This window comes from Pseudomonas sp. C7.1 (assembly GCF_056312395.1).
Map to the genome: position 1 here is coordinate 66,033 of NZ_JBWDTL010000003.1, position 19,644 is coordinate 85,676.

The window sequence follows — 19,644 nt, forward strand, 5'->3', positions numbered from 1 at the left end:
GCTCAGGCTCGGTTAAGTTGGCTTTGTACGTCCACGACCACCTGATATAAGGCTTCGCTACTCTCTGCCTGGCGCAGGTTGGCGCGCACATCGCTGCGGTCAAGCATGCTGGCGATTTGCCGGAGCAGTTCCAGGTGAGCATCGGTTGCCGCTTCGGGTACCAGCAGGACAAACAACAGGTCCACGGGCGCACCGTCGATGGCGTCGAAGTCCACGGCGGCGTCCAGGCGCAATAAAGCGCTGATCGGCGCGGTACAACCGGGCAGGCGGCAGTGGGGAATGGCAATGCCATTACCGAAACCGGTTGAGCCGAGTTTTTCGCGGGCAATCAGGCTTTCGAAGATGTCTTGGCCGTCCAGGTCAGGCAGCTCGCGCGCCACCAGGTTGGCAATCTGTTCGAGAACACGTTTTTTGCTGCCGCCCGGCACGTTCACCAAAGAACGGCCGGGGGTCAGTATGGTTTCAAGTCGGATCATAGGAGGGAGTGCGAAGTCAGCGGGCCATTGCGCCCTGTTGACGTTCGAGCTGTTTTTCCTTGTGCTTGATGAGTTGTCGATCGAGTTTGTCGGTCAGCAGGTCGATGGCTGCGTACATGTCTTCGTGTTCGGCATTGCCGACGATCTCGCCGCCGGCAATATGTAAGGTCGCTTCGATTTTCTGCTTGAGCTTCTCGACCTCCATTATGACCTGCACATTGGTGATCTTGTCGAAGTGGCGCTCTAATCGGCTGAGTTTCTCGCCGATGTAGTCGCGCAGGGCGTCGGTCACATCCAGCTGGTGTCCACTGATGTTGACTTGCATACCGCTTTCTCCTTGTTGCCGTGTGTAAGAGGCAGGCGAGAGGCCTGCCGCCGGAACACTGTGGCGTGGAAGACTCTGCAGAACGAGCCTGGCACGGTCGCTTATTGCGTGTTTGCAGTATGGCTGCTTTTGCGAAAGACGAGACCGTGCGTGTTCTGTATCGAGTGCTGTCTTCCTTCTTCGTGCCGCCTTAGATCAATCGTTTGCGCTCACTGGAAGGCGCTATTCCGAGGGATTCACGGTACTTAGCGACCGTGCGGCGGGCGACTTGAATGCCTTGTGCTTCCAGTAAACCAGCGATCTTGCTGTCACTCAACGGCTTTTTCGCATTTTCCGCTGCGACCAGTTTTTTGATGATGGCGCGGATCGCGGTGGACGAGCATTCGCCGCCCTCGGAGGTGCTGACGTGGCTTGAGAAGAAGTATTTCAGCTCGTAAATGCCACGCGGGGTGTGCATGAACTTCTGCGTGGTGACCCGCGAAATGGTCGACTCGTGCATGCCCACTGCTTCGGCAATATCGTGCAGCACCAGGGGCTTCATGGCCTCGTCGCCGTAATCGAGGAAGCCGCGTTGGTGCTCGACGATCTGCGTGGCGACCTTCATCAGGGTTTCGTTGCGGCTTTGCAGGCTCTTGATAAACCAGCGCGCTTCCTGCAACTGGTTGCGCATAAAGGTGTTGTCGGCGCTGGAGTCGGCACGCTTCACAAAGCCTGCGTATTGCGCGTTGACCCGCAGGCGCGGCATGGCTTCCTGGTTCAACTCCACCAGCCAGCGCTCGTTGTGCTTGCGCACAATCACGTCGGGCACCACGTATTCCGGTTCGCTCGATTCGATCTGCGAGCCAGGGCGCGGGTTGAGGCTCTGGATCAGATCGATAACCTGGCGCAGTTCATCTTCCTTGAGCTTCATGCGGCGCATCAGTTGGCTGTAATCGCGGCTACCGAGCAGGTCGAGGTAGTCGCTGGCCAAACGCTGGGCTTCGCTCAGCCACGGGGTTTTCGCCGGCAGCTGGCGCAGCTGCAGCAGCAGGCATTCGCCCAGGTTGCGCGCGGCGATGCCGGTGGGCTCGAACTGCTGAATGCGGTGCAGCACGGCTTCGACTTCGTCGAGTTCGATGTCCAGTTCCGGATCGAAGGCTTCGACCACTTCTTCCAGGGTTTCTTCTAAGTAGCCTTGCTGGTTGATACAGTCGATCAGGGTAACGCCGATCAGGCGGTCCTTGTCCGACATCGGCGCCAGGTTGAGCTGCCAGAGCAGGTGGCTTTGCAGGCTCTCGCCGCTGGAGGTACGGGTGGTGAAATCCCACTCGTCGTCATCATTGCTGTTGCTGGGCAGGCTGCTGGCGCTGGTCTGGTAGATGTCTTCCCAGGCGGTATCGACAGGCAGCTCATTGGGAATACGCTCGCCCCAATCGCCTTCTTCCAGGTTGTCCACGGTCTGCGTGGCTTCCTGGTAGTTGGTTTCCTGATAGGGCGTTTCGGGCTGTTCGCTGGGGCTGGCGCTTTCTGCGCCATCGGCCATAGGGTCCGAATTGTCGAAGTCATCGCCATCTTCTTGGCGTTCGAGCATCGGGTTGGACTCCAAGGCCTCCTGAATCTCTTGTTGCAGATCCAGGGTGGACAGTTGGAGCAGGCGGATGGCCTGTTGCAGCTGCGGTGTCATCGTCAGCTGCTGGCCCATTCTCAGGACTAGCGATGGTTTCATTGCAGACCTTATTTACCGGCGTCTGTGCGCAATCCACTACAGGGCGTTTTTAAAAAGCGCCACTAGGAAGCAAATTATATGCCTGACTTTAAAGGTTTTGCCTAGCCGTGGCAGCAGTCGGCTTGATAAAAGCGGTGGTTACAGCTTGAACTCATGCCCCAGGTAAACTTCTTTCACTGTCTGGTTGGCCAGAATCGCCTCGGCATCACCTTCAGCGATCAGTTGGCCATCACTGACGATATAGGCGGTTTCGCAGATGTCCAGGGTCTCGCGGACGTTGTGGTCGGTGATCAATACACCGATGCCCTTGTCTTTGAGGTGATGGATGATCTGCTTGATGTCGCCCACGGAAATCGGGTCGACACCGGCGAAGGGTTCATCAAGCAAGATGAACTTGGGGTTGGTCGCCAAGGCGCGGGCAATTTCCACGCGGCGGCGTTCACCGCCGGACAGGCTCATGCCGAGATTGTCGCGGATATGGCTGATATGGAATTCCTGCAGCAGACCCTCAAGCTCCTTGCGGCGTGCGGCGCCGTCGAGGTCCTTGCGAGTTTCCAGAATGGCCATGATGTTGTCGGCCACGCTGAGCTTGCGGAAAATTGAAGCTTCCTGCGGCAGGTAGCCGATACCGGCGCGAGCACGGCCATGCATCGGCTGATGGCTGACGTCGAGATCGTCGATCATCACGCGACCCTGGTCGGCCTGGACCAAACCAACGATCATGTAGAAGCAGGTGGTCTTACCGGCGCCGTTGGGGCCAAGCAGGCCGACAATCTGCCCGCTATCGATGCTCAGGCTGACGTCGCGCACGACCTGGCGGCCTTTATAGCTTTTGGCCAAGTGTTGGGCTTTCAATGTGGCCATTATTACTGCGCCTGCTGGTCGGCTGGTTTGTTCTTCGGTTGGATCACCATGTCGATGCGCGGGCGTGGCACCGTGATGTTGGTGCCTGTGGCGCGGCCGGCGTTGACGATCTGGCGCTGGGTGTCGTAGACAATTTTCTCGCCTTCGAAGGTGTTGCCTTCCTGAATCACCTTGGCCTGGTCGATCAGCACCACGCGATCATTGGCCATAAAGTACTGGATGGTCAGGCCATAAGCCTTGACGATCTGTTTGTCGGCTGACGGTTTTTGTTCGTAGTAGGCGGGTTTGCCAACTGAGGTGAATACCTCGACATCACCCTGGGCATTCTGGGTGATGGTTACGGTGTCGCCGGTAACCTTCATGGTGCCCTGGGTAATGATTACATCGCCGCGATAAACGGCTACGCCTTGTTTGTCGTCCAGTTCTGCGCTGTCGGCCTGAATACGGATAGGCTGTTCGCGGTCGGACGGCAGGGCCCAGGCGCTTGCACTTCCGAGTGCGGCACTAAGGCTAAGTAGTAGGGGGAGGGTGTTAACGAGCCTCATGCTGACCTCTTACGTTGGACAGCAGGAGCATCCGGCCGTCATTCATGTACGCTTTCATTCCATTTGCCGTGGTCACCCCATTGGCCGCGTCGATTCTAACGGCTTGCTGGGTCTGCGCATATTCCTTCTCGGGGAATATGGTCAGGCGGCTGGTGGTGAGGATGGTCGGGCGGCCTTTGGCATCGGTGCGTTCAACGCGCACCTTGTCGATCAGTTCAACTTCAACGCCGCCTGGCGACACTTCACCGTGCTCGCTGCGGATTTTCCAGGGTAGCTCAGTGCCGCGGAACAGGTTCATGTTCGGGCTGGTCATCAGGGTGACGTCACTGGCCTTGACGTGCTCAACCTTGTCTGCGGTCAGCTCGTAGTGCAGTTTGCCATCGGCCTGGTATTGCACGGTATGGGTGTTGGTGGCGTAAAAATCGATGGCGTTGTCCGTCTCGCTCTTACCGGTTTGCTGATTAAAGCTGTCCGGGTTGAGGTTCCAGTAGCCGAGCGCCGCCACCAGCAGTGCAGCAAAGGCGAACAGGGCAATATTGAATAACTTGCGGGGCATGGTTGGCCTATAGGTAAGCGGCTTGAGCGGCTTCAAGGGTGCCTTGGGCGTGCATGATCAACTCGCAGAGCTCACGGGCGGCGCCTTCACCGCCGCGAGCGCGGGTAATGCCGTGGGCGTGCTGGCGGACAAAACCATCGGCACTGGCGACCGCCATGCCCAGACCTACGCGGCGGATCACCGGCAGATCGGGCAGGTCGTCACCCAGATAAGCGACCTGAGCATAGTCTAGGCCCAGTTCGCCGAGCAGTTCATCGAGCACCACCAGCTTGTCTTCGCGGCCTTGGTACAGGTGTTGAATACCCAGGTTCTGCGCGCGTCGTTCAACCACCGGCGTTTTGCGGCCGCTGATAATTGCGGTGCGCACGCCAGAGTTGATCAACATCTTGATGCCGTGGCCGTCGAGGGTGTTGAAGGTCTTGAATTCGCTGCCGTCGACCAGAAAGTACAGTTTGCCGTCGGTGAGCACGCCGTCGACATCGAAAATAGCCAGTTTGATGGCCTGGGCGCGTTGCAGCAGGTCGGGGTTGATCTGTTCTGTGCTCATCACATCACCCCGGCGCGGAGCAGGTCGTGCATGTTCAGTGCGCCAATTGGCAGATCGTTGTCGTCGATCACCACCAGCGAGCTGATCTTATGGTCTTCCATGATTTTCAAAGCCTCTGCCGCGAGCATTTCCGCGCGGGCGGTCTTGCCGTGGGCGGTCATTACGTCATCAATAATGGTTTGGCGCACGTCAATATTGCGATCCAGGGTGCGGCGCAGGTCGCCGTCGGTGAATATCCCGGCCAGGCGGCCATCGCCTTCGGTCACCACGGTCATGCCCAGGCCTTTCTGGGTCATTTCCAGCAGTGCATCACGCAGCGAGGTGCCGCGGTTGACGCGTGGCAGGCTATCGCCGGCGTGCATGACGTTTTCCACCTTGAGCAGCAGGCGTCGGCCCAATGCGCCGCCTGGATGGGAAAACGCGAAATCTTCGGCGGTAAAGCCGCGGGCTTCCAGCAGAGCAATGGCCAGGGCGTCGCCGAGTACCAGCGATACGGTGGTGGAGGACGTTGGGGCCAGGTTCAGTGGGCAAGCTTCCTGGGATACGCGGGCGTCCAGATTGACTTCGGCGGCCTTGGCCAGTGGCGACTCGGGGTTGCCGGTCATGCTGATCAGGCGGATGCCGAGGCGTTTTATCAGCGGTAGCAGGGTGACGATTTCTGCGGTGGAGCCCGAGTTAGAAAGGGCCAGCACCACGTCATCGCGGGTGATCATGCCCATGTCGCCGTGGCTCGCCTCGGCTGGATGCACAAAAAATGCGGTGGTGCCGGTACTGGCCAGGGTGGCCGCGATCTTGTTGCCGACGTGGCCGGATTTGCCCATGCCGACCACCACGACCCGACCTTTGCTGGAGAGAATCAGCTCGCAGGCGCGGACAAAATCACCGTCGATGCGCGCCAGCAGATCCTGGATTGCTTCGAGTTCCAGGCGAATGGTGCGCTGCGCTGACTGGATCAGATCGGTTGACTGGCTCATGACTTCTCTGCGGTGTACGGGCTAAAAGCAGCCGATTATAACGGTAAAGGTGCGCCTGCCCAGTGTTTCCAGTCGTCAGTTGCTTGCAGAAACTGTGCGGCGCTTATCTTCGGCAACACCTTCAGTCTTGGGCGAGGAATGCCACGATGGTATAGTTCGCGGCCATTTTCGGTACGTTCGACGACTCGTGGTGTCCTTTGTTCGGGGCGCTACGTCAGTCAGGCACGCGTTGAGCAAGGAGTCCAGATGAGCGCCGAGAACCCGTATGCAGTTGAGCTGAAAAACGTCAGCTTTAAACGCGGCGAGCGGGATATTTTCCAAAACATCGATATCAACATTCCCCGTGGCAAGGTCACCGGGATCATGGGGCCGTCTGGCTGTGGCAAAACCACGCTGCTGCGCCTGATCGCGGCCGAGCTCAAACCGAGCCAGGGTGAAGTCTGGGTCAATGGCCTGAATTTGCCGACGCTGTCGCGCAGCGAACTGTTCGATATGCGCAAGCAGATGGGCGTGTTGTTCCAGAGTGGTGCGCTATTTACTGACCTGGATGTGTTCGAGAACGTCGCCTTCCCGCTGCGGGTGCACACCCAGCTGCCGGAAGAGATGATTCGCGACATCGTGCTGATGAAGTTGCAGGCGGTGGGCCTGCGTGGTGCGCTGGACTTGATGCCAGATGAGTTGTCCGGCGGTATGAAGCGCCGTGTGGCGCTGGCCCGGGCGATTGCTCTAGATCCGCAAATCCTCATGTATGACGAGCCTTTTGTGGGGCAGGACCCGATTGCCATGGGTGTTCTGGTGCGTCTGATTCGCTTGCTCAGCGATGCGTTGGCGATCACCAGCATTGTGGTGTCCCATGACTTGGCGGAAACCGCGAGCATCGCCGACTACATCTATATCGTCGGCGATACTCAGGTGCTGGGGCAGGGCACACCGGCCGAGTTGATGGGGTCGGATGATCCGCGCGTGCGTCAGTTTATGCAGGGCATCCCCGACGGCCCGGTGCCGTTCCACTTTCCGGCGGCCAACTACCGCGACGATCTTTTGGGGGGCGCTGATGCGCAAGACATCTGTGCTCGAACGGGTGCGTTTATTTGGGCGCGCCGGTATTGATGTAGTAGCCACACTGGGGCGTTCTGGTGTGTTTCTGTTGCGCGCGCTGTTTGGTCGTAGCTCAACCGGTAACAGTTTTCAGTTACTGGTTAAGCAGTTGTATTCGGTTGGCGTGATGTCCTTGGCCATCATTGTGGTGTCCGGCGTTTTTATCGGCATGGTGCTGTCGCTGCAGGGCTTTAGCATTTTGGCCCAGTACGGCTCTGAGCAGGCGGTTGGGCAGATGGTTGCCCTGACCCTGCTGCGCGAGCTGGGTCCGGTGGTCACCGCCTTGTTGTTTGCTGGCCGTGCGGGGTCGGCGTTAACCGCAGAGATCGGCAATATGAAATCCACCGAGCAGCTGTCGAGTCTGGCGATGATTGGCGTTGACCCGCTTAAATATATTGTCGCGCCGCGCTTGTGGGCCGGTTTTATCTCGATGCCGCTGCTGGCGATGATCTTCAGCGTGGTCGGTATCTGGGGGGGGCGATGGTCGCCATTGACTGGCTGGGGGTTTATGAGGGCTCGTTCTGGGCCAATATGCAAAGCAGTGTTTCGTTTCGTGAAGATGTGCTCAATGGTGTGATCAAGAGCGTGGTTTTTGCGTTTGTCGTGACCTGGATCGCCGTGTTCCAGGGCTATGACTGTGAGCCGACTTCGGAAGGGATTAGTCGTGCCACCACGAAAACCGTGGTGTACGCCTCGCTCGCCGTATTGGGGCTGGACTTTATTCTGACCGCTTTGATGTTTGGAGATTTCTGATGCAGAACCGCACGCTGGAAATTGGTGTCGGCTTGTTCCTGTTGGCCGGGTTATTGGCCTTGTTACTGCTGGCCTTGCGCGTCAGTGGCCTGACCGTCGGCAGCAGCGACAATACCTACAAGGTGTACGCGCACTTTGAGAATATTGCCGGTTTGACGGTCAGATCGAAAGTGACCATGGCCGGTGTGGCAATCGGCAAGGTCACCGCCATTGATCTGGACCGCAACAGCTATATGGGGCGCGTCACCATGGTGCTCGATGATGCTGTAGATAACCTGCCGACAGATTCCACCGCCTCGATTCTGACCGCAGGTTTGCTGGGCGAAAAATACATTGGGATTAGCGTGGGCGGCGAAGAAGAAGTGCTGCGCGATGGCGGCACTATTCACGACACGCAGTCGTCATTGGTGCTGGAAGACCTGATTGGCAAGTTTTTGCTTAATTCGGTCAATAAAGACCAGGCTAATTAATAGAGGTACTGACTATGTTCAAAGCACTGCGTAATGGTCTGTTTATTTGTCTGGCTGCCATGTCTTTCTCGGCGCTGGCCGCCCCAGCTGCTCATGAGGTGGTGCAGCAGACCACTACCACGCTGCTGGCTGACCTCAAGGCCAACAAAGAGCAGTACCGTACCGACCCGGGGGCGTTTTACAACGCGCTGAACAACATTCTCGGGCCGGTAGTCGACGTCGACGGTATTTCCCGTGGCGTGATGACCGTGCGCTACTCACGCCAGGCCTCGCCCGAGCAGATGCAGCGCTTTCAGGAAAACTTCAAGCGCAGCCTGATGCAGTTCTATGGCAATGCCCTGCTGGAATACAACAACCAGGGCATCCGCGTGCTGCCGGTGAATGGTGCGCAGGACCCGCAGCGCACCTCGGTGAATATGGAGATCAAGGACGGTAATGGCACGGTCTACCCGTTGTCCTACACCATGGTCAACCAGAACGGCATCTGGAAAATGCGCAATGTGGTCATCAACGGTATCAACGTCGGCAAATTGTTCCGTGATCAATTCGCTCAGGCTATGCAGGACAATCGTAATGACCTAGACAAGGTTATCGACAACTGGACCGATAGCGTTGCCAAGGCTCGTCAAGGGACAAATGCATCGTGAGGCAGGCCAGCATCAGTGAGATGTCGCCAGGCGTTTTCAGCCTGACGGGTGTGTTGGATTACCTGAGCGCTCCGGCGCTGCGCGAGCAAGGCGCACGTCTGCTCAAGGTCAGCCCGGCAGCCGTTTGCGTGCTCGATTGCGGCGGTGTGGAGAAGTCCAGCAGCGTTGGCCTATCGTTGCTGCTGGCGTTTATGCGCGACGCCAGTGCAGCCGGCAAGACCTTGAGTGTGAGCAATCTGCCCAAGGATATGCGTGAAATAGCAGGCGTCTGCGGTTTGCTTGAAATTCTGCCGTTGCAAGCTTGAGCAGGGCTGCGGTCGGCTGGGAATAATGCGGGGTTCGCAGGCGGGGGGCTTTTTTGTATGATGCCAGGCCCGCGAGCGTCTGCTCGGCAGTCGTTAATTCATGCATTGATCGAGGTTGAGCATGCAGGCCTTAGAAGTAAAAAGTCTCCTTGAGGCTAAATTGCCGGATACCCAGGTAGAAGTTGAAGGCGAAGGCTGCAACTTTCAGTTGAACCTGATCAGTGACCAATTGGCCGCCCTTAGTCCGGTCAAGCGTCAGCAGCAGATCTACGCCCACCTCAATGCCTGGATCGCCGATGGCAGCATCCACGCCGTGAGTATGAAATTTTTTAGCCGTGCCGATTGGGCCGCGCGCTCCTAAACCGAGAGAATCATGGACAAACTGATTATTACCGGCGGTGTGCGCCTTGATGGCGAAATCCGCATTTCCGGGGCGAAGAACTCTGCCCTGCCGATTCTCGCCGCCACCCTGCTCGGTGACGCACCTGTCACCATCTGCAACCTGCCGCACCTGCACGACATCACCACCATGATCGAGTTGTTCGGTCGCATGGGCATTGAGCCAGTCATCGACGAGAAGCTCAGCGTGGAAGTGGATGCGCGGGCGATCAAGACCCTGGTCGCACCTTATGAGCTGGTGAAAACCATGCGCGCCTCGATTCTGGTACTCGGCCCCATGGTCGCGCGCTTCGGTTATGCCGAAGTGGCTCTGCCCGGTGGTTGCGCCATCGGCTCGCGCCCGGTTGATTTGCACATCCGTGGCCTCGAAGCCATGGGCGCGATCATTGATGTCGAAGCCGGCTATATCAAGGCCAAGGCCCCGGAAGGCGGCCTGCGTGGCGCGCACTTCTTCTTCGATACGGTCAGCGTGACCGGCACCGAAAACATCATGATGGCCGCCACCTTGGCCAAAGGCCGCAGCGTGCTGGAAAACGCCGCGCGCGAGCCGGAAGTGGTCGACCTGGCCAACTGTCTGATCGCCATGGGCGCGAAGATTTCGGGTGCCGGCACTGACACCATCACCATTGACGGCGTTGAGCGCCTGCACGGCGCACGTTTCAGCGTAATGCCCGACCGTATCGAAACCGGCACCTACCTGGTGGCCGCTGCGGTCACCGGTGGCCGGGTCAAGGTCAAGGACACCGATCCGACCACCCTGGAGTCGGTGCTGTCCAAGTTGCAGGAGGCCGGTGCAGAGATTACCTGTGGTAACGACTGGATCGAGCTGAACATGCACGGCAAACGGCCGAAAGCCGTCAGCCTGCGCACCGCCCCATACCCGGCGTTCCCCACCGATATGCAGGCGCAGTTTATCGCCCTCAATGCGATTGCCGAGGGCACCGGCACGGTGATCGAAACCGTGTTCGAAAACCGCTTTATGCACGTGCATGAAATGATCCGCATGGGCGCGCAGATCCAGGTCGAAGGCAACACCGCCATCGTCACTGGCGTTGAAAGCCTCAAGGGCGCGCCAGTCATGGCCACCGACCTGCGTGCATCCGCCAGCCTTGTGATTGCAGCCCTGGTGGCCGAGGGTGACACCCTGATCGATCGTATCTACCACATCGACCGTGGTTACGAGTGCATCGAAGAGAAGTTGCAGATGCTGGGCGCCAAAATCCGCCGCGTGCCGGGTTGATGCCATGCTGACCATTGCCCTTTCCAAAGGTCGGATTCTCGATGACACCCTGCCGCTGCTGGCGGCGGCGGGTATCGAACCGACCGAGAATCCGGATAAAAGCCGCAAGCTGATTATTCCGACCACCCTGGATGACGTGCGTCTGCTGATCGTGCGCGCCACCGACGTGCCGACTTATGTCGAACACGGCGCGGCGGATCTCGGCGTGGCCGGTAAAGACGTGCTGATGGAGTACGGCGGCCAGGGTCTGTATGAGCCGCTGGACCTGCGTATTGCCCAGTGCAAGCTGATGACCGCCGGTGCGGTTGGTGCGCCTGAGCCGAAAGGCCGGCTGCGCGTGGCCACCAAGTTCGTCAACGTGGCCAAGCGTTATTACGCCGAGCAGGGCCGTCAGGTCGATATCATCAAGCTGTATGGCTCCATGGAGCTGGCGCCGCTGGTGGGGTTGGCTGACAAGATCATTGACGTGGTCGACACCGGCAACACCCTGCGTGCCAATGGCCTGGAAGCTCAGGAGCTGATCGCCATGATCAGCTCGCGGCTGATCGTCAACAAAGCCTCGATGAAGATGCAGCACGCGCGTATTCAGACGTTGATCGATACTCTGCGCGATGCGGTCGAAGCGCGATGACCGCCAGGGATGGCGGAAATGTCGAAAATGCAGGAGCATTTTTCGACCTTCCAGCCTGAGTCTGATGGCCGCCCAGTGCGGCCTAGCCTATCCGCGTTATAGCCAAAATTCTCAGGTGCCCGCGCGGAGTGGTTGTTACTCTACGGGCGCTTGAGCATTTGCCAATCTAAGAGGCCCGCTATGACCGCTCCTATCGCTATCCGCCGTCTCAATGCCGCTGACCAGGACTTTGCCCAGCATCTGGATCATCTGCTGAGCTGGGAAAGTGTCTCGGATGATGCGGTCAACCATCGCGTGCTGGAGATCATCAAGGCCGTGCGTGAGCGCGGTGATGCGGCATTGGTCGAGTTCACCAAGCAGTTCGACGGCCTGGATGTTGCCTCCATGGCGGACCTGATCCTGCCGCGCGAGCGTCTGGAACTGGCCCTGACCCGCATCACCCCCGAGCAGCGCAGTGCCCTGGAAAAAGCCGCCGAGCGCGTGCGCAGCTACCACGAGCGGCAGAAGCAGGATTCCTGGACCTACACCGAAGCCGACGGCACGGTGCTGGGGCAGAAAGTCACCCCGTTGGACCGCGCCGGCCTGTATGTGCCGGGCGGCAAGGCCTCGTACCCATCCTCAGTGCTGATGAACGCGATTCCTGCCAAGGTTGCCGGCGTGCCGGAAGTGGTCATGGTGGTGCCGACCCCCCGTGGTGAAATTAACGAGCTGGTGTTGGCCGCTGCCTGCATCGCTGGTGTCGACCGCGTATTCACCATCGGCGGCGCTCAGGCTGTGGCCGCGCTGGCCTATGGCACCGAGAGCGTGCCGCCGGTGGACAAGATCGTTGGTCCCGGCAATATCTATGTGGCCACCGCCAAGCGCCATGTGTTCGGTAAGGTCGGTATCGATATGATCGCCGGCCCGTCGGAGATTCTGGTGGTGTGTGACGGCCAGACCGATCCGGACTGGATCGCCATGGACCTGTTCTCACAGGCCGAGCACGACGAAGACGCCCAGTCGATCCTGGTCAGCCCGGATGCTGCTTTCCTTGATCGTGTTGCCGAAAGCATCGCCAAGCTGCTGCCAACGTTGGAGCGCGAGACCATTGCCCGTACTTCTCTGGAAGGCCGTGGTGCGCTGATTCAGGTAGCTGATATGGCCCAGGCCATCGAGGTGGCCAACCGTATCGCGCCGGAGCATTTGGAGTTGTCGGTGGAAAATCCCGATCAGTACCTGCCGTTGATCCGTCACGCTGGCGCAATCTTTATGGGCCGCTACACCGCCGAGGCCCTGGGCGATTACTGCGCAGGCCCCAACCACGTGCTGCCGACTTCCGGCACCGCGCGCTATTCCTCGCCGCTGGGGGTGTATGACTTCCAGAAGCGCTCATCGATCATCCATTGCTCGGCTGAAGGTGCGTCGGAGCTGGGCAAGGTGGCCAGTGTGCTGGCCCGTGGTGAGTCCCTCACCGCCCACGCCCGCAGCGCCGAATACCGCATCAAGGGCTAAACGTAGGATGGGTTGAGCGCAGCGATACCCATCAAAACGCAACGAATTCGAGGAGAGAAGGGCAGATGAGCAAATTCTGGAGTCCTTTCGTTAAAGACCTGGTGCCTTACGTGCCGGGTGAGCAGCCGAAGCTGGCCAAGCTGGTCAAGCTCAACACCAATGAAAACCCTTACGGTCCATCGCCCAAGGCCATCGCCGCCATGCAGGCTGAGGTGAATGACAACCTGCGCCTGTACCCGGACCCCAATAGCGACCACCTTAAGCAGGCTGTGGCTGATTACTACGGCGTGCAGACCGCCCAGGTGTTTGTCGGCAACGGCTCCGATGAGGTATTGGCGCATGCTTTCCACGGCCTGTTCCAACACGGCCAGCCGCTGCTGTTTCCGGATATCAGCTACAGCTTTTATCCGGTCTACTGCGGGCTGTACGGCATCGCCAACGAGCAAATTCCGCTTGATGAGCAGTTTCAGATTCGCGTGGAAGATTACGCGCGGCCCAACGGCGGCATCATCTTCCCCAACCCTAATGCGCCGACGGGCTGTGCCCTGGGGCTAGACGCCATTGAGCGTCTGCTTCAGGCCAACCCGGATAGCGTGGTACTGGTGGACGAGGCCTATATTGATTTCGGCGGTGAAACGGCCATCAGCCTGGTGGATAAATATCCCAACCTGCTGGTCAGCCAGACCCTGTCCAAGTCGCGCTCGCTTGCCGGGCTGCGGGTCGGTATCGCGGTCGGCCATCCGGATCTGATCGAAGCCCTGGAGCGGATCAAGAACAGCTTCAACTCCTATCCGCTGGACCGCATGGCGATTGCCGGCGCGGCGGCGGCGTTCGAGGACAAGGCCTACTTCGAGCAGACCTGCCAGCGTGTGATCGACAGCCGTGAAGCGGTAGTGGCGGGGCTGAAGGCGCTGGGCTTTGAAGTGCTGCCCTCTGCGGCGAATTTCGTCTTCGCTCGTCATCCGGATAAGGATGCGGCGACTCTGGCAGCAGGCCTGCGTGAACAGGGGGTGATCGTGCGTCACTTCAAGCAACAGCGTATTGCCCAGTTCCTGCGTATCACCATCGGTGCGCCGGAGCAGAACCAGGCGCTGCTGGACGTGCTGCAAGGGTTGTAGATAACAGCCATAAAAAATCGGGGCTGGTTACTGCTGCGGTTTTTTATGGCGATGTCCCCGTTATTGGTTACATCTGATCGGTATGCCCCGTTGGGCTTCGTCGCGCTGCTCCTCAACCCAACCTACGAATGCTCGCCTTGCTACACGCAATTGGTAGATAGCCGTTTTGTCGCCTGCAGATTAATGCGGGTGGCCTGGTGTGACGTGCAGTCGAAACCTGAGAGATCATTTTTCGTTGGCGGGCGGTCTTACGCCTATTTCTGCGGTTAGTTGCAGCGCTTTGCCGTTGCGCAGAATGTCGATGAGGATCTTCTGTCCCGGCTTGGCGCGTGCCACCTGGTTCATCGAGCTGCGGCCATCACCGGCGGCCTCACCGTCGATGCTGAGGATCAGATCACCCGGTTGCAGGCCGGCTTTTTGCGCCGGGCCGTCGCGGTAGATGCCGGCAACAACGATGCCGGGGCGACCGTCCATACCGAAGGATTCCGCCAGCTCCGGCGTCAGCGGTTGCACCTCGATACCCAGCCAGCCGCGAATCACCTGGCCGTGCTCAATGATCGCCTGCATTACATCCATCGCCAGTTTCACCGGGATGGCAAAGCCGATGCCCTGCGAACCGCCGGATTTGGAGAAGATCGCGGTATTGATGCCCACCAGGTTGCCGTAGGCATCCACCAGGGCGCCGCCGGAGTTGCCGGGGTTGATTGCCGCGTCGGTCTGGATAAAGTCTTCGTAGGTGTTGAGGCCCAGCTGGTTGCGCCCGGTGGCGCTGATAATGCCCATGGTCACGGTCTGGCCGACGCCAAAGGGGTTGCCGATGGCCAGGCTGACATCGCCGATGCGGATATTGTCTGAGCGGCCGAGGGTGATAAAGGGCAGGTCCTGCAGGTCGATCTTCAGCACCGCCAGGTCAGTCTCAGGGTCGCTGCCAATGATCCGCGCCAGGGTTTCGCGGCCATCTTTCAGGGCCACGACAATCTGATCGGCACCGGCGACCACATGATTATTGGTCAGCAGGTAGCCTTCCGGGCTCATGATCACTGCCGAGCCGAGGCTCGACTCCATGCGCCGCTGCTTGGGCAGGTTGTCGCCGAAGAACTTGCGAAATTGCGGGTCCTCGAACAGCGGGGTCGCGGTTTTGTTAACGAACTTGGTGGAGTACAGGTTGGCCACGGCCGGGGACGCAGCGGTTACCGCTGCGGCATAGGACACCGGCCCTTCCTGCATACGGCCATAGAACGGTGCCTGGCGCACGTGCACGTCCTGTCCCGGCAAGCCGACCCATTGGGGGAAATACTGCATGATCAGCAGTGCTGACAGCACGCCGACCAGCAGGGGCCAGCCGAGGAAACGCAGGGCCTTGAACATCGATCCAATCCTGAGGGTTGCCGGGGGCGGGTGTGCCCCTTAAGGTGCGCCATTATAGAGAAGCGGCCGGCAATAAAGCAGCGCCTGCACCCCTGTTGATAAGGAAACCCCTATGGCCATTGCCCTGGCGACCCTGGTGGAAGACGCCGACCGCTACCTGAATGCCGCGCGCATCAGCGATTACTGCCCCAATGGCCTGCAGGTCGAAGGCCGGCCGCAGGTGCGCCGGATCGTCAGCGGGGTGACCGCCAGTCAGGCGTTGGTCGATGCTGCGGTGGAGGCCGAAGCCGATGTGCTGCTGGTGCATCACGGTTACTTCTGGAAGGGCGAAAACCCCTGCGTCACCGGGATGAAGCGCCGCCGTCTGCAAACGCTGTTAGCCAACGACATCAGCCTGCTGGCTTATCACCTGCCGCTGGATGTGCATCCTGAAGTCGGCAACAACGTGCAGTTGGCCGCGCAGTTGGGCATCACCGTCGAAGGGCCGCTGGAGCCGGAAAACCCGCGCACCGTCGGCCTGGTCGGCTCGCTGAGTGAGGCCATGAGCCCGCGCGATTTCGCCCGCCATGTGCATCAAGTACTCGGTCGTGAGCCGCTGCTGGTCGAGGGCAATGAGATGATTCGTCGAGTCGGTTGGTGCACCGGCGGCGGTCAGGGTTATATCGATCAGGCGATTGCCGCCGGGGTTGATCTGTACCTGACCGGCGAAGCTTCCGAACAAACCTTCCACAGCGCCCGCGAGAATGGCGTCAGCTTTATCGCCGCCGGCCATCACGCCACCGAGCGTTACGGCGTGCAGGCGTTGGGCGATTATCTGGCGCGGCGCTTTGCCATTGAGCATCTGTTTATCGACTGCCCTAATCCGATCTGATGGGTCGTAAACGGTCAGTTCGGCGGGAATAAAGCTAGATCTTTTCGATCTAACTAGGCCCCTGAATAGAAGTGAGTGCTGTGCTAGAGTGCGCCCTCGTCCACGGCCCGCCGGCCCAAACACACCGAATTTCGTGAGTAGCCATGCTCGATAAACTGACCCACCTGAAACAGCTGGAGGCGGAAAGTATCCACATCATTCGTGAAGTGGCCGCCGAATTCGACAACCCGGTAATGCTCTATTCCATCGGTAAAGACTCCGCCGTGATGCTGCACTTGGCGCGCAAGGCATTCTTTCCCGGCAAGCTGCCGTTCCCGGTGCTGCACGTCGATACGCGCTGGAAGTTTCAGGAGATGTATCGCTTTCGAGAGAAGATGGTCAACGAGTACGGCCTGGACCTGATCACCCACATCAACCCCGATGGCGTGGCGCAGGACATGAACCCCTTCACCTACGGCAGTGCCAAGCACACCGACGTGATGAAGACCGAAGGGCTCAAGCAGGCGTTGGACCAATACGGTTTCGACGCTGCCTTCGGTGGCGCGCGCCGCGATGAAGAGAAATCCCGCGCCAAAGAGCGCGTGTACTCCTTCCGCGACAACAAGCACCGCTGGGACCCGAAAAACCAGCGCCCCGAGCTGTGGAATGTCTACAACGGCAACGTCAAGAAGGGCGAGTCGATCCGCGTGTTCCCGCTGTCCAACTGGACCGAGCTGGACATCTGGCAGTACATCTACCTGGAAAGCATCCCGATTGTGCCGTTGTATTTCGCCGAAGAGCGCGAAGTGATCGAGATGAATGGCGCGCTGATCATGATCGACGACGAGCGCATCCTCGAACACCTCACTCCTGAGCAAAAAGCCAGCATCCATAAAAAGATGGTGCGCTTCCGTACCCTGGGTTGCTACCCGCTGACTGGCGCGGTGGAATCCACAGCCAGCACCTTGCCGGAAATTATCCAGGAGATGCTGTTGGCCAAGACCTCTGAGCGCCAAGGCCGAGTCATCGACCATGACTCATCCGGCTCGATGGAAGAGAAAAAACGTCAGGGGTACTTTTAAGATGTCGCACCAATCCGAACTGATCAGCGAGGACATCCTCGCCTATCTGGCCCAGCACGAGCGCAAAGAGCTGCTGCGTTTTCTGACCTGCGGCAACGTCGATGACGGCAAAAGCACCCTGATCGGCCGCTTGCTGCATGACTCCAAGATGATCTACGAAGACCATCTGGATGCCATCACCAAAGACTCGAAAAAAGTCGGCACCACCGGTGAAGATATCGACCTGGCGCTGCTGGTCGACGGCCTGCAAGCCGAGCGCGAGCAAGGCATCACCATCGATGTGGCATACCGCTATTTCAGCACCACCAAGCGCAAGTTCATCATTGCCGATACCCCTGGCCATGAGCAGTACACCCGCAATATGGCCACTGGTGCCTCCAACTGCGACCTGGCGATTATTCTGATCGACGCGCGTTATGGCGTGCAGACCCAGACCAAGCGCCACAGCTTTATCGCCAGCCTGCTGGGCATCAAGCACATCGTCGTGGCCATCAACAAGATGGACCTCAAGGGCTTCGATCAAGGCGTATTCGAGCAAATCAAGGCTGATTACCTGAAGTTCGCCGAAGGTATCGCGCTCAAGCCAAGCTCGCTGCACTTCGTGCCGATGTCGGCGCTTAAAGGCGACAATGTGGTCAACCACAGCGAGCAATCGCCTTGGTACACCGGCCAGTCGCTGATGGAAATTCTTGAGACCGTAGAAGTGGCGGGCGACCGCAACTTCACCGATCTGCGCTTCCCGGTGCAGTACGTCAACCGTCCGAACCTGAATTTCCGTGGCTTCGCCGGCACCCTGGCCAGCGGCATCGTGCGCAAGGGTGACGAAGTCATCGCCCTGCCATCGGGCAAGGGCAGTAAGGTCAAATCCATCGTTACCTTTGAAGGTGAGCTGGAGCAGGCCGGCCCAGGCCAGGCGATTACCATCACCCTGGAAGACGAAATCGACGTCTCCCGTGGCGACATGCTGGTGCACGGCGACAACCGTCCGCAGGTGGTCGACAGCTTCGACGCCATGCTGGTGTGGATGGCCGAAGAGCCGATGCTGCCGGGCAAGAAGTACGACATCAAGCGCGCCACCAGCTACGTGCCGGGCTCAATTGCCAGCATTACCCATCGGGTTGATGTAAACACCCTGGAACACGGCGCGGCGAGCAGCCTGCAGCTCAATGAAATCGGCCAGGTGCGCATCGCCCTGGATGCCCCGATTGCGCTGGATGGTTACGCACACAACCGCACCACCGGCTCATTTATTGTCATCGACCGCCTGACCAACGGCACCGTCGGTGCTGGCATGATCATCGCTGAACCGCTTGGTGCAGCGGGTGCTGGCGGCCATCACGGCAAGCTGGCGCATGTATCTACTGAGGAGCGTGCCACGCGCTTCGGCCAGCAGCCGGCGACCGTGCTGTTCAGCGGCCTGTCCGGCGCCGGCAAGAGCACCTTGGCCTATGCCGTGGAGCGCAAACTATTCGACTCCGGTCGTGCGGTGTATGTGCTGGATGGCCAGAACCTGCGCCACGACCTGAACAAAGGTCTGCCGCAGGATCGCGCCGGGCGTACCGAGAACTGGCGCCGTGCCGCCCACGTCGCGCGTCAGTTCAACGAAGCTGGCCTGCTGACCCTGGCCGCCTTTGTTGCGCCAGATGCCGAAGGCCGCGAACAGGCCAAGGCGCTGATCGGTGCCGAGCGTCTGATCACCGTCTACGTCCAGGCGTCCCCGCAAGTCTGCGCCGAGCGTGACCCGCAAGGCTTGTACGCGGCCGGTGGCGACAATATCCCGGGCGAGTCCTTCCCCTATGACGTGCCGCTGAATGCCGATCTGGTGATCGATACGCAGTCGGTGTCGGTGGAGGAGGGCGTCAAACAGGTATTGGCTCTACTGCGCGAGCGCGGCGCGATCTAAGGGACGCGGCGATTGTAGGAGCGGCCCACGCCCGCGAAAAAGCGGTCGCGGCCATGGGCCGCTTCTACAGGCAATAATCTGCTGCCAATAAAAAGCCCCGCCAAGTTAGCGGGGCTTTTTGTTGGTGCGCCAGGCATGGCGCGTTGCGCGCAAGCGCAACAAGCTTGGCTGTGGTGGCCTCGCTGGTGACTTGGAGGTGAAAGTCCTCTACACACCCGGCAAGGGGAAGTGTTAGCCAGAGGCAAGGGTGTCGCGGGTGACTGCGAATCTGAAGGAAGTCCGAGGCAAAATGCTGGC

The 19,644-nt window shown here is 59.4% G+C and carries 21 protein-coding genes and 1 pseudogene; 13 read left to right on the forward strand and 9 right to left on the reverse strand.

Going from position 1 to position 19,644, the window contains the following annotated elements; genetic code table 11:
* Positions 1–2: 2 nt before the first annotated feature.
* The 8 genes from ptsN to AC0T4W_RS03645 form a co-directional block, all read right to left on the reverse strand.
* Positions 3–476: a PTS IIA-like nitrogen regulatory protein PtsN gene (gene ptsN, locus AC0T4W_RS03610; protein ID WP_282876768.1), complete on the reverse strand. Its 474-nt coding sequence runs from the start codon at positions 474–476 to the stop codon at positions 3–5.
* Between the two features lie 16 nt (positions 477–492).
* Positions 493–801 (reverse strand): ribosome hibernation-promoting factor, HPF/YfiA family, encoded by a 309-nt coding sequence (hpf, locus tag AC0T4W_RS03615; protein ID WP_476316239.1) that lies wholly within the window; start codon positions 799–801, stop codon positions 493–495.
* A 190-nt stretch (positions 802–991) separates the two neighbouring features.
* Positions 992–2,506 carry an RNA polymerase factor sigma-54 gene (locus AC0T4W_RS03620; protein ID WP_476316242.1) on the reverse strand — a complete coding sequence of 505 codons (1,515 nt, stop codon included), beginning with the start codon at positions 2,504–2,506 and terminating at the stop codon, positions 992–994.
* Positions 2,507–2,644: 138 nt separating this feature from the next.
* Positions 2,645–3,370, reverse strand: a complete 726-nt coding sequence (lptB, locus tag AC0T4W_RS03625; RefSeq protein WP_476316245.1) for an LPS export ABC transporter ATP-binding protein — start codon at positions 3,368–3,370, stop codon at positions 2,645–2,647.
* A gap of 2 nt (positions 3,371–3,372) precedes the next feature.
* Positions 3,373–3,915, reverse strand: coding sequence for a lipopolysaccharide transport periplasmic protein LptA (gene lptA, locus AC0T4W_RS03630; protein ID WP_476316247.1), 543 nt, complete (start codon positions 3,913–3,915; stop codon positions 3,373–3,375).
* Positions 3,902–4,471, reverse strand: coding sequence for an LPS export ABC transporter periplasmic protein LptC (gene lptC, locus AC0T4W_RS03635; protein WP_476316250.1), 570 nt, complete (start codon positions 4,469–4,471; stop codon positions 3,902–3,904). The genes lptA and lptC overlap by 14 nt, the downstream gene beginning before the upstream one ends.
* Before the next feature lie 7 nt (positions 4,472–4,478).
* Positions 4,479–5,018, reverse strand: coding sequence for a KdsC family phosphatase (locus AC0T4W_RS03640; protein ID WP_476316253.1), 540 nt, complete (start codon positions 5,016–5,018; stop codon positions 4,479–4,481).
* Complete coding sequence (locus AC0T4W_RS03645; protein WP_476316256.1) at positions 5,018–5,992, reverse strand: KpsF/GutQ family sugar-phosphate isomerase; 975 nt, start codon at positions 5,990–5,992, stop codon at positions 5,018–5,020. The genes AC0T4W_RS03640 and AC0T4W_RS03645 overlap by 1 nt, the downstream gene beginning before the upstream one ends.
* 246 nt (positions 5,993–6,238) lie before the next feature.
* Here AC0T4W_RS03645 and AC0T4W_RS03650 point away from each other — a divergent pair, with 246 nt between their 5' ends.
* From AC0T4W_RS03650 to hisC, 10 genes and pseudogenes are all read left to right on the forward strand, one after another.
* Positions 6,239–7,102 carry an ATP-binding cassette domain-containing protein gene (locus tag AC0T4W_RS03650; RefSeq protein WP_476316259.1) on the forward strand — a complete coding sequence of 288 codons (864 nt, stop codon included), beginning with the start codon at positions 6,239–6,241 and terminating at the stop codon, positions 7,100–7,102.
* Positions 7,047–7,843, forward strand: a pseudogene (mlaE, locus tag AC0T4W_RS03655) (lipid asymmetry maintenance ABC transporter permease subunit MlaE). The gene AC0T4W_RS03650 and the pseudogene mlaE overlap by 56 nt, the downstream one beginning before the upstream one ends.
* Positions 7,843–8,313: an outer membrane lipid asymmetry maintenance protein MlaD gene (mlaD, locus tag AC0T4W_RS03660; protein WP_476316262.1), complete on the forward strand. Its 471-nt coding sequence runs from the start codon at positions 7,843–7,845 to the stop codon at positions 8,311–8,313. The pseudogene mlaE and the gene mlaD overlap by 1 nt, the downstream one beginning before the upstream one ends.
* Before the next feature lie 14 nt (positions 8,314–8,327).
* Entirely contained in the window at positions 8,328–8,960 is a 633-nt protein-coding gene (locus AC0T4W_RS03665; protein WP_476316264.1) for an MlaC/ttg2D family ABC transporter substrate-binding protein, read from the forward strand.
* A complete protein-coding gene (locus AC0T4W_RS03670) occupies positions 8,957–9,265 on the forward strand; it encodes an STAS domain-containing protein (protein WP_476316267.1) in 309 nt (102 codons plus the stop codon). Before AC0T4W_RS03665 ends, AC0T4W_RS03670 begins: the two co-directional genes overlap by 4 nt.
* A gap of 121 nt (positions 9,266–9,386) precedes the next feature.
* Positions 9,387–9,626 carry a BolA family protein gene (locus AC0T4W_RS03675; RefSeq protein ID WP_476316270.1) on the forward strand — a complete coding sequence of 80 codons (240 nt, stop codon included), beginning with the start codon at positions 9,387–9,389 and terminating at the stop codon, positions 9,624–9,626.
* Between the two features lie 12 nt (positions 9,627–9,638).
* The gene (gene murA / locus AC0T4W_RS03680) at positions 9,639–10,904 is read left to right on the forward strand and encodes a UDP-N-acetylglucosamine 1-carboxyvinyltransferase (protein WP_476316273.1); all 1,266 of its coding nucleotides are present in this window, start codon (positions 9,639–9,641) and stop codon (positions 10,902–10,904) included.
* A 4-nt stretch (positions 10,905–10,908) separates the two neighbouring features.
* The gene (gene hisG / locus AC0T4W_RS03685; RefSeq protein ID WP_476316276.1) at positions 10,909–11,535 is read left to right on the forward strand and encodes an ATP phosphoribosyltransferase; all 627 of its coding nucleotides are present in this window, start codon (positions 10,909–10,911) and stop codon (positions 11,533–11,535) included.
* A 180-nt stretch (positions 11,536–11,715) separates the two neighbouring features.
* Positions 11,716–13,026, forward strand: coding sequence for a histidinol dehydrogenase (hisD, locus tag AC0T4W_RS03690; protein ID WP_476316279.1), 1,311 nt, complete (start codon positions 11,716–11,718; stop codon positions 13,024–13,026).
* A gap of 65 nt (positions 13,027–13,091) precedes the next feature.
* Positions 13,092–14,144: a histidinol-phosphate transaminase gene (gene hisC / locus AC0T4W_RS03695; protein WP_476316281.1), complete on the forward strand. Its 1,053-nt coding sequence runs from the start codon at positions 13,092–13,094 to the stop codon at positions 14,142–14,144.
* Positions 14,145–14,369: 225 nt separating this feature from the next.
* Here hisC and algW read toward each other — a convergent pair whose 3' ends face one another.
* Positions 14,370–15,512: a Do family serine endopeptidase AlgW gene (gene algW, locus AC0T4W_RS03700; RefSeq protein WP_476316284.1), complete on the reverse strand. Its 1,143-nt coding sequence runs from the start codon at positions 15,510–15,512 to the stop codon at positions 14,370–14,372.
* 112 nt (positions 15,513–15,624) lie between these two features.
* On the opposite strand from algW, the gene AC0T4W_RS03705 reads away from it, so the two are divergent.
* The 3 genes from AC0T4W_RS03705 to cysN all read left to right on the forward strand — a co-directional run bounded on the left by AC0T4W_RS03705 (position 15,625) and on the right by cysN (position 19,347).
* Positions 15,625–16,383, forward strand: a complete 759-nt coding sequence (locus tag AC0T4W_RS03705) for a Nif3-like dinuclear metal center hexameric protein (RefSeq protein ID WP_476316287.1) — start codon at positions 15,625–15,627, stop codon at positions 16,381–16,383.
* Positions 16,384–16,526: 143 nt separating this feature from the next.
* Positions 16,527–17,444: a sulfate adenylyltransferase subunit CysD gene (cysD, locus tag AC0T4W_RS03710; RefSeq protein ID WP_476316290.1), complete on the forward strand. Its 918-nt coding sequence runs from the start codon at positions 16,527–16,529 to the stop codon at positions 17,442–17,444.
* A gap of 1 nt (position 17,445) precedes the next feature.
* A complete protein-coding gene (gene cysN / locus AC0T4W_RS03715; RefSeq protein ID WP_476316293.1) occupies positions 17,446–19,347 on the forward strand; it encodes a sulfate adenylyltransferase subunit CysN in 1,902 nt (633 codons plus the stop codon).
* The last annotated feature ends 297 nt before the right edge of the window (positions 19,348–19,644 follow it).

Excerpts from the sequence above, each read along its gene's own strand:
- murA (WP_476316273.1), top strand. The coding sequence starts at position 9,639 with ATGGACAAACTGATTATTACCGGCGGTGTGCGCCTTGATGGCGAAATC.
- AC0T4W_RS03650 (WP_476316259.1), top strand. The coding sequence starts at position 6,239 with ATGAGCGCCGAGAACCCGTATGCAGTTGAGCTGAAAAACGTCAGCTTT.
- hpf (WP_476316239.1), bottom strand. The coding sequence starts at position 801 with ATGCAAGTCAACATCAGTGGACACCAGCTGGATGTGACCGACGCCCTG.
- AC0T4W_RS03640 (WP_476316253.1), bottom strand. The coding sequence starts at position 5,018 with ATGAGCACAGAACAGATCAACCCCGACCTGCTGCAACGCGCCCAGGCC.
- lptC (WP_476316250.1), bottom strand. The coding sequence starts at position 4,471 with ATGCCCCGCAAGTTATTCAATATTGCCCTGTTCGCCTTTGCTGCACTG.
- mlaD (WP_476316262.1), top strand. The coding sequence starts at position 7,843 with ATGCAGAACCGCACGCTGGAAATTGGTGTCGGCTTGTTCCTGTTGGCC.
- hisC (WP_476316281.1), top strand. The coding sequence starts at position 13,092 with ATGAGCAAATTCTGGAGTCCTTTCGTTAAAGACCTGGTGCCTTACGTG.
- ptsN (WP_282876768.1), bottom strand. The coding sequence starts at position 476 with ATGATCCGACTTGAAACCATACTGACCCCCGGCCGTTCTTTGGTGAAC.
- algW (WP_476316284.1), bottom strand. The coding sequence starts at position 15,512 with ATGTTCAAGGCCCTGCGTTTCCTCGGCTGGCCCCTGCTGGTCGGCGTG.
- AC0T4W_RS03645 (WP_476316256.1), bottom strand. The coding sequence starts at position 5,992 with ATGAGCCAGTCAACCGATCTGATCCAGTCAGCGCAGCGCACCATTCGC.
- AC0T4W_RS03665 (WP_476316264.1), top strand. The coding sequence starts at position 8,328 with ATGTTCAAAGCACTGCGTAATGGTCTGTTTATTTGTCTGGCTGCCATG.
- lptA (WP_476316247.1), bottom strand. The coding sequence starts at position 3,915 with ATGAGGCTCGTTAACACCCTCCCCCTACTACTTAGCCTTAGTGCCGCA.
- AC0T4W_RS03705 (WP_476316287.1), top strand. The coding sequence starts at position 15,625 with ATGGCCATTGCCCTGGCGACCCTGGTGGAAGACGCCGACCGCTACCTG.
- cysN (WP_476316293.1), top strand. The coding sequence starts at position 17,446 with ATGTCGCACCAATCCGAACTGATCAGCGAGGACATCCTCGCCTATCTG.
- AC0T4W_RS03620 (WP_476316242.1), bottom strand. The coding sequence starts at position 2,506 with ATGAAACCATCGCTAGTCCTGAGAATGGGCCAGCAGCTGACGATGACA.
- cysD (WP_476316290.1), top strand. The coding sequence starts at position 16,527 with ATGCTCGATAAACTGACCCACCTGAAACAGCTGGAGGCGGAAAGTATC.
- hisD (WP_476316279.1), top strand. The coding sequence starts at position 11,716 with ATGACCGCTCCTATCGCTATCCGCCGTCTCAATGCCGCTGACCAGGAC.
- AC0T4W_RS03675 (WP_476316270.1), top strand. The coding sequence starts at position 9,387 with ATGCAGGCCTTAGAAGTAAAAAGTCTCCTTGAGGCTAAATTGCCGGAT.
- lptB (WP_476316245.1), bottom strand. The coding sequence starts at position 3,370 with ATGGCCACATTGAAAGCCCAACACTTGGCCAAAAGCTATAAAGGCCGC.
- hisG (WP_476316276.1), top strand. The coding sequence starts at position 10,909 with ATGCTGACCATTGCCCTTTCCAAAGGTCGGATTCTCGATGACACCCTG.